Consider the following 7703-nt stretch of genomic DNA (forward strand, 5'->3'; position numbering starts at 1 on the left):
CCTAGAACTTTTTCAACAGAAATATCGCTTTATTAAAGAAAGTTTCGCCGGTAAGTACACACCAGATCTAACCGGCGAAACTTTCTTTAATAAAGCGATATTTCTGTTGAAAAAGTTCTAGGGACTTGAGTAAGGTATCCAAAAAATCCATTAGTCGGAATAAATTGAGAGTATGACCGCTGGGAGCCATATCTACAACTACTCGGTTGACTACTTTTTCGTTACAGAGACGTTGTATTTCCAGTAAACCCATTAATTCGTCTAATCCTGGCCAATCTAAATCCCATACTGGGGTGAGGTCTTCCCCTTCAACAAAACTACCTCGTTCTACCAGTAGTTCTAGGATATCACCATAACGTTGTTTAAATTCTTCGAGCAGGAGATTAGCATCTAAAGCTCTGACTAAAAGATTGGGTAAACTTTCTAAAGGTTTTGGTGTGTCTGTGACTTGTATTTGCAGGACATCTCCTAAAGAGTGGGCAGGATCGGTGGAAATTAACAGAATTTTTTCATCAGGGAATTTTTTCGCCCACTGACAAGCAAAAGCACAAGAAGTTGTGGTTTTTCCCACGCCTCCTTTGCCACTAAACATTGCTAAGTTTAGGTTATCAAAAAGTTCCATCAGTTTTTCTATAAATTAATCAGTTATTCACCTTCTTAAAAACTAGACAAAGCTAGACATCTGCCATCGGTGAGGTGCAAATGATTCATTACTCACCCGTTTCAATGTGTACTTGCTGTGAAAGTTGATGTTCCGCCCACAAACTATGGGGAGCGGATACCCTCAAGGACTTTCCTCCACTGAAAAAGTTGAGTCCTCCGGATACGATGTAGTTTAATAAAACTAGCAACTCGTCTCCAATGACTCCAATCATGTTTGTTGACATCCTCTGGTCTCAACAAACATTTAGGGATTTTTTCTGATAACTTTAACGCTCTACGGCCAATTACTAAAGCAGCAGCAGTGCCACTATTGAGGCCATATTTAGCCATATAATTAATCATTCCTATCACACTGGTAAAAGCCGGATTAACTTTAATTAATTCCACTCCAAATCTTCTACAACGTGACTCTAAAGTTTCTCTAAATATTGCTGTAGATAAGTTGGAAAGCATCTCATTATAAACTTTACAATATCCACTCATCTTAGCCTTTTTTTTGCTAAAGTCTAGAGACTCAATAGCAATAGCACATTCAAAAAATTCTGCTAAGAAAACAATTTGAGAAACAATATTTCTGATAGATGCTTGTCGTTGTCCTGTAGTTTGATTTTTCCATCTATACGGGATTTCTTTTAAATATTCAATATTTCCATCCCACTTCACATAAGTAACTGAAATTGATTCCGCATTAAAGTCAATACCTAGACAACCATTTTTTCTAGTATGAACTACTGGTATTTCTTGTACATAAGTAGAAAGATGTACATACCAATTGTCTTGTTTATGTTCTCTACGAAAAATAGAAATTGTGATTGGTTTGAAATTGTTTATGGCATAGTCTAAATCTGTTGCTCTATATCTACCATTCCTATTTGAAACTGAAAATTCTAACTTGATTTTCTGACCATATTTGTCTTGTAATGGTCTAGGTAGTTGAACTTGTAGTTGATATTTACCATCCTCTTGTAATGAGAAAACTTTCATCATAGTTCCACCGCCTGGCTGAGATTTTCCTATACAGAAAAACCTGCCTGACCGTTTTTTTCTCCAATCTAAACTCCATCCTGAGCGGGTTTGATATCCATTTTCTGCTAAATTATGTTGAGCGTTAAATAATTTCTGTGAACCAAAACAAATATGTAGACGTTCTGTGTTTTTTAACTGCTTTAATTTTCGTTTCAGACTGGCTATTTTCTGAATTTTACTCTTTAAACCTAGCAATTGATGACAAAATTTATTTCGAGCCTGTATATGTGGAAAACCTTTTTTTATTGCTAATTTTAAAGTTTTTTCTAGTTTAGTGATGAGTTTTTTTGTCGCAGTTGTTTTAGCGCTTATTTGTAACTCTAATTTAGAATAATGGTTTTTTTTAGCTGTTTTTAATTGGTTTAAACATGTTCGTGCTTCAGTAGCAATTGAATCAGCATAAGCCCATTGAATGTTAAATTTTTTCATCAGACGCTTTTCTACTTCCGATTCTGACAATTTTTCTGTTTGCATCCAGTTAATAGCAGAGCGTTTCCAGGATTCATACAATGCTCCTAGTTCCTCAAATGCAGGATGATATTCAATTTTGGCTTCTATCCCTGTTAAGGAACCGTGAGATTTAGCCATGACTGTTAGGACTTACATTCAATTACTAAAATCAAAGTTAGCATCCCTTGTCTAGAGATGTCAATCATATTTGTGATAGCTTTGACATGAACTCAAGTTTTGACATAGGTTCCTAATTTTTTTAATTCGCGATTGTGTCATATCCTAGACATTTTGTAGATGTTCGTCTAAGATAGTCTATATTTTTTGGTGTTAGCAAACAACAGTCTCAGAATTTTGTAGGTTGGGTAGAACGAAGTGTTAGCGGAGCTTATCGGTTAGGATAAACCCAACATATATTTTATTTAACACATATTTTATTTTATGATGCAGATTTTTATTGGGTTGCGATGGCACTTAACCCGACTTACTAGATTACAATAATTTGTTATATTTTTTCTGCTAAAGAACGAACAGACAAAATTTCATCTTGTTTCAGAGGTTCAACAGCAGACATGGGCACAATAGCAAAGAAACAAGCCCAATTTCCACACAAGAAAGGCAAGTGCCCTGTCTACTGAAGTTGAAGCATTGGAAAATATTAAAGATGCCATAGAATCTTATTTATAATGTATGGAAGAGTTAAACTCAGATGGTGAGTTGCATAATTCTTAATCATCAAAAATAACAATTTTTTGACATCCTCTCCGGCCTGAAGGCGCGGAGATTCCTACTGAGCCGTAACTCCTCGGTGGGTTGACGTTTCACAGGCTGCCGCTACCTTGACGGTAGTCTTACGCTTGCCTCCGCGTCCGTTTTGTGTCTCGGACTGCCCGCCCGCGACTAATATATTTATTGCTGCATTCTTGTCTAAGAACATGTTTTGCGCCACAGTTTAGACACTCCCATTCTCGCACCTGAAGGTCTAACTTGCCTCCTTTAAAACCACAGCTAGAGCAAGTTTGAGATGTTGGCTCCCAACGACTAATTACTCTGAAATCGCGACCATATTTTTCTGCTTTTCCTTCTAGGAATGTTCTGAATGTTCTCCATCCTAAATCTGATATGGCTCTGGATAATTTGCGATTCTTAACCATCCCAGAAACGTTCAAATCTTCTAAAACAACTGTTTGGTTTTCACGAATTATTTTAGTAGATAATTTATGTAGAAAATCAGTTCTTGTATCTTTCAGTTTGGCATGGAACTTAGCAACTCTAACCCTGGCTTTTTCATACCTTTTAGATCCTTTAGTTTTATGAGATAATGACTTACTTAACTTTCTTAACTTCTTAATTCGTTTTTTGAGTGGCTTAGGAGCATCAACTTTTGTACCGTCGCTAAATGTAGCAAAGGTTTTGACACCTAAATCTATACCTACTGAATTATCAGTTTGAGGTAAGATTTCTGGTTGTATTTCTACTACAAAACTCAAGAAATATCTATGAGCTGAATCTTTAATTACTGTTACTGATGATGGAGGAGCAGGTAACTCTCTTGACCATACAATTTTCAGCTTTCCAATCTTGGCTAAATAAACTTTGTGTTGACCAATTTTAAATCCTCCCTTTGTAAACCTAGCAGTTTGTTTTGATTTCCTGCTTTTGAATTTAGGAGGTTTAATAGGTCTACCTTTTCTCTCACCTTTTGTCGATTTAAAAAAGTTTTGATAAGCCTGATTTAAATCATTCAAAGATTGCTGTAATGGTATAGCAGAAACTTCTGATAACCATTCTCTGTCTTCAGTATTTTTCGATTGAGTGATAAACTGTTTTTGTAGTTCAGTATTAGTGGGTTTCTTTTCTCTAAGAGTGTACTTTTCTTGGCAGCAAGCTAGACTATCATTCCAAACCACACGGACACAACCAAATAGCTTTGCTAATCGGTATTTTTGTCCGGGTTTGGGATAGATACGATACTTAAACCTAGCTTTCATAATTTGACTTTTTAACTAACACTTAAAATAACATATTTATTGAAAAAAAACAACTAAAAAGTCGCCCGCTTATGGGCGAGGCTTTAGACCCATTTTTTCGGCAAGTTGGGTAGAACGAAGTGTTAGCGGAGCTTATCCGTTAGGATAAACCCAACAGATATTTATTGATTTAGATGTAGATTTTTGTTGGGTTGCGCTGCCGCTTAAACCAACCTACTAGACTGAAATATTAACGACTGGAACGGTTATACATTAGAGTCTACAAGTATCTACACTAGGAAAAAAAACAAGCCCAATTTTCACACAATCAATAAAGTTCTCTTCAAAATACCATTTTATATTCCTCCTTTACCGAATAATTAATAATTAATAATTAATAATTAAATAATTCTGGTTTAAAGCCTCCCCTTTTAAGGGGAAAAAAGCGGTCGTTAGCGTAGCTTCCCGAAGGGTGGGATGGCGAGGTCTCCTCGCCATATCCAATCGACCAAGAGAAGAAATAATGTTTCCTTATATTCAATCCTCTCGGTTTTAACCAGAGGTAATTATCCATTATCCATTATCCATTAATGAAGCCATCCTACTTTATCTCCAAACCTTTGAACTATACTCTTTTGTTCCTCCCAAACCCTGATAAATTTTCTTCTGCACAGAAAAGCCAAACTTAATTCTACGATCAAGATTCTTGAAATTGAGAAAGCAGGGAGGCAATAACTTGATTTTGATTGATACTTAGACTTTGTTGTAAAGCCTCTTTTAAAACATTTATTACTAACCCTGGTAAAACTAGAGATTCTGTAATCCTTTTACTGCCACCATCAACCATAGTAAAAGCAATAATATCTACATTTTTGACGTCAACTATCCAATATTCTTTGACTTTTAAATCTTCATAAATCAACCTTTTTTCACCTTTATCATCAGACAGTGAAGTATTGGCTATTTCTATGACTAAATCTGGCGGTGGATATGTATCTAAATCTATAATAGAAGTTCCCCTGGGAAAAATATTGGCATTGTCACCTATATAGTAGGAAAGATCTGGTTGTACTTCTCGAAGTCCGATTTTTCTATAACTACAATTAGTTAAACCTTTACTGTTGATATTTTTGAGACTACAAAAAATACCAAGAGCTATAGCAATAAGTGTATTATCGCTAGCATGGTCGTGACTTACTGGTGACATTTCTATTCTGAATTTTCCTTGATAATAATAAGATTTTGCTTTTGCATAAATGGGATTTTCAATAATGTGGAGATATTCATTCCAAGTAGCTGAAACCCATGTATCTGTTGGAATTTTTACTTGTAAATTTGTCATAAATTAAATTAATTACTGTTAACTAATACAGCAGTTTTGAGGTCAGTGAACTATAGAAGTTTTCAACCTGGTGAGGTACATCAATAGATCCCCCTAAATCCCCCTTAAAAAGGGGGACTTCCAGTTCCTGCCTTCTCAAGGGGGGTTAGGGGGGATCTTCAGAACTTTACCTCACTAACTTGATAAATGTTATACATAAAAAACTGAGGGCTAAAATAACTATTCTTCCTCTTTAAGTTGTTGTTCTTCCGCTGCCTGAATTGCTAATAAAAGCTCCTCTTCTTGAGCTTCAAAATCTTCTTCTGAAACCTCTCCCATGTCAAAAGCAAGTTGAAGAGCTAGAAGTTTTTTACTCAGATTTTCCTTATCATCTACTTCTGTATCTACTTGTTCTTGAATTTTTTTCCCTAACCAAACTATTCCTCCCAATGGACCAGTAATAGGCAGAGTTAATAAACGGATAACCATAATGATGAAGTCCTAAAATTAGTTGTCGAAGCAAAAATTGTCCCTATAGAAGTCAAAAATCAAAAGTCAAAAGTAATATTTATTGAATAGATAGAAAACTTTGACATTTTAACGTATTATTTGACATTATATCTATGAAACTATTTTTTACCTTACTCGAAGAAATACTTAGACCAGTTAGTAAAAATGGCTTCACAACCCGAAAAATAGACAATTTATCTGAATGTTGGCATTTATACCCGCACCATAATCTCTGATTTGGTGTCGGCATGAATGCCAACCAATACTATAGTAATACGAAGAGTGTGAGTAATAGGTAAAAACATTGAAAGCAAGATACAAATATCCCATCTATCCAAATCATATACAAGTAACGCGCATTAATCAACTATTTGGTTGTTGTCGATATGTTTGGAATCAATCATTAGCACATTGTAATCAACTGTATGCTAATGGTAGTAATAAACCAAGTTATGTTGATTTAACTAAACAATTTATAACTCAAGCTAAAGGAGAATTATTTTGGTTGAAGGAAGTTGCGTCCACTCCACTACAACAATCATTAAAAGATTTAGACCAGGGGTCACCCTATCTCACCCTCTCCGTGTCCTCAAGAACCCGTGTCAAATCTTAAAAACTTACCCTTGTAAGACTCCCCTACTCACTACTCCCTACTTACTATATTAATTATGAAATCTGGTTTCTATGTTTATGGTATATTTCTACCACCTGGTCCGCAAAACTTAAGTTTACAAGGATTGGATAAAGAACCTGTAAATATTCAAATTGTTGATGAATTTGCAGTGCTTTACTCCATGGCAAAACAGGAACGTTATCTGGCAAGTCGCCGCAATTTACTTACCCATGAAAAAGTACTTGAGTCAGCGATGGAGGCAAGCTATAGAAATGTATTACCTATGCGATTTGGTTTAGTAGTTTCTGACTGGGAAAAATTTTCTCAACAGTTGACTAACCCTTTTGAACAGGTAATGAAACAACTTTTTACTAAGTTAGAAAATAATCGAGAAGTAGGAATAAAAATATATTGGGAACCAGATGCAGAAATTCAACAATTACTTGTAGAAAATCCAGACCTCAAAGCTCAACGAGACAAGTTAGCTGGAAAAAATTTAAGTATGGATGAGGTAGTTCAGATTGGGCAAGCTATTGAACAAGAAATGAATAGTCGTAAACAAGATATTATTGAAATTTTCCAAATAACTCTAAATAAAATAGCGATTGAGGTAGTAGAAAATGACCTGCAAACAGAAAAAATGATTTATAATGCAGCCTATCTAATACCCTGGGAAAAAGAATCTGAGTTTGGTGAAAAAGTAGAAGCTATTGATAGTAAATTTGAGGGAAGATTTAAAATTCGCTATAATAGTTTTACTGCTCCTTTTAATTTTGCTCGAATTGAACAATGAAAAGCATTCAGCCGTCAGCTATCAGCTATCAGCTTTTTTCAAATGAAGGAGGTAATAGCCTTTGAGAAATTGATATAGAATTAAAATAAATTTCAGATTTCAAGCCTTCTACTAAATGAGGAGATACTAATAATTGGTATAGCAATTCCTGCAGTTATAAAGTACATTTACGATCCCCCTAAATCCCCCTTTCTAAGGGGGACTTTGAAGACTCACCCCTTTTTAAGCGTTTCCCTCTCTTTAAGCGGTTCCCTCTCTTTAAGCGGTTCCCCCCTTATTAAGGGGGGTTAGGGGGGATCTAAAACTGTACCTCTACTAAATGAGGAGATACTAATAATTGGTATAGCAATTCCCGCA

General features: G+C 35.3%; 6 protein-coding genes and 1 pseudogene. 2 read left to right on the forward strand and 5 right to left on the reverse strand.

Going from position 1 to position 7703, the window contains the following annotated elements; all coding sequences use genetic code 11:
* Positions 1 to 70: 70 nt before the first annotated feature.
* The 5 genes and pseudogenes from F6K54_RS35935 to F6K54_RS35955 form a co-directional block, all read right to left on the reverse strand.
* Positions 71 to 622 (reverse strand): annotated as a pseudogene (locus F6K54_RS35935) (ArsA family ATPase); the annotation flags it as partial.
* A gap of 143 nt (positions 623 to 765) precedes the next feature.
* A complete protein-coding gene (locus F6K54_RS35940) occupies positions 766 to 2277 on the reverse strand; it encodes an IS200/IS605 family accessory protein TnpB-related protein (RefSeq protein WP_293088598.1) in 1512 nt (503 codons plus the stop codon).
* A gap of 713 nt (positions 2278 to 2990) precedes the next feature.
* Complete coding sequence (locus tag F6K54_RS35945; protein WP_366558328.1) at positions 2991 to 4130, reverse strand: RNA-guided endonuclease TnpB family protein; 1140 nt, start codon at positions 4128 to 4130, stop codon at positions 2991 to 2993.
* A gap of 676 nt (positions 4131 to 4806) precedes the next feature.
* Entirely contained in the window at positions 4807 to 5451 is a 645-nt protein-coding gene (locus F6K54_RS35950) for a Uma2 family endonuclease (protein WP_293088599.1), read from the reverse strand.
* A gap of 219 nt (positions 5452 to 5670) precedes the next feature.
* Positions 5671 to 5919 (reverse strand): gas vesicle protein GvpG, encoded by a 249-nt coding sequence (locus tag F6K54_RS35955; protein WP_293088601.1) that lies wholly within the window; start codon positions 5917 to 5919, stop codon positions 5671 to 5673.
* Positions 5920 to 6244: 325 nt separating this feature from the next.
* Between F6K54_RS35955 and F6K54_RS35960 the strand changes: the two genes are divergently transcribed.
* Both F6K54_RS35960 and F6K54_RS35965 read left to right on the forward strand, forming a co-directional pair.
* Complete coding sequence (locus F6K54_RS35960) at positions 6245 to 6553, forward strand: helix-turn-helix domain-containing protein (RefSeq protein ID WP_293088603.1); 309 nt, start codon at positions 6245 to 6247, stop codon at positions 6551 to 6553.
* A 55-nt stretch (positions 6554 to 6608) separates the two neighbouring features.
* On the forward strand, positions 6609 to 7346 hold the full coding sequence (locus F6K54_RS35965; protein WP_293088605.1) for a GvpL/GvpF family gas vesicle protein: 738 nt from the start codon (positions 6609 to 6611) through the stop codon (positions 7344 to 7346).
* The last annotated feature ends 357 nt before the right edge of the window (positions 7347 to 7703 follow it).

The sequence above is a fragment of the Okeania sp. SIO3B5 genome (assembly GCF_010692555.1).
Classification (GTDB): Bacteria; Cyanobacteriota; Cyanobacteriia; order Cyanobacteriales; family Microcoleaceae; genus Okeania.

What these genes read in the sequence shown, in the direction of transcription:
- F6K54_RS35940 (WP_293088598.1), bottom strand. Translation starts at nt 2,277, where the DNA reads ATGGCTAAATCTCACGGTTCCTTAACAGGGATAGAAGCCAAAATTGAA.
- F6K54_RS35945 (WP_366558328.1), bottom strand. Translation starts at nt 4,130, where the DNA reads ATGAAAGCTAGGTTTAAGTATCGTATCTATCCCAAACCCGGACAAAAA.
- F6K54_RS35950 (WP_293088599.1), bottom strand. Translation starts at nt 5,451, where the DNA reads ATGACAAATTTACAAGTAAAAATTCCAACAGATACATGGGTTTCAGCT.
- F6K54_RS35955 (WP_293088601.1), bottom strand. Translation starts at nt 5,919, where the DNA reads ATGGTTATCCGTTTATTAACTCTGCCTATTACTGGTCCATTGGGAGGA.
- F6K54_RS35965 (WP_293088605.1), top strand. Translation starts at nt 6,609, where the DNA reads ATGAAATCTGGTTTCTATGTTTATGGTATATTTCTACCACCTGGTCCG.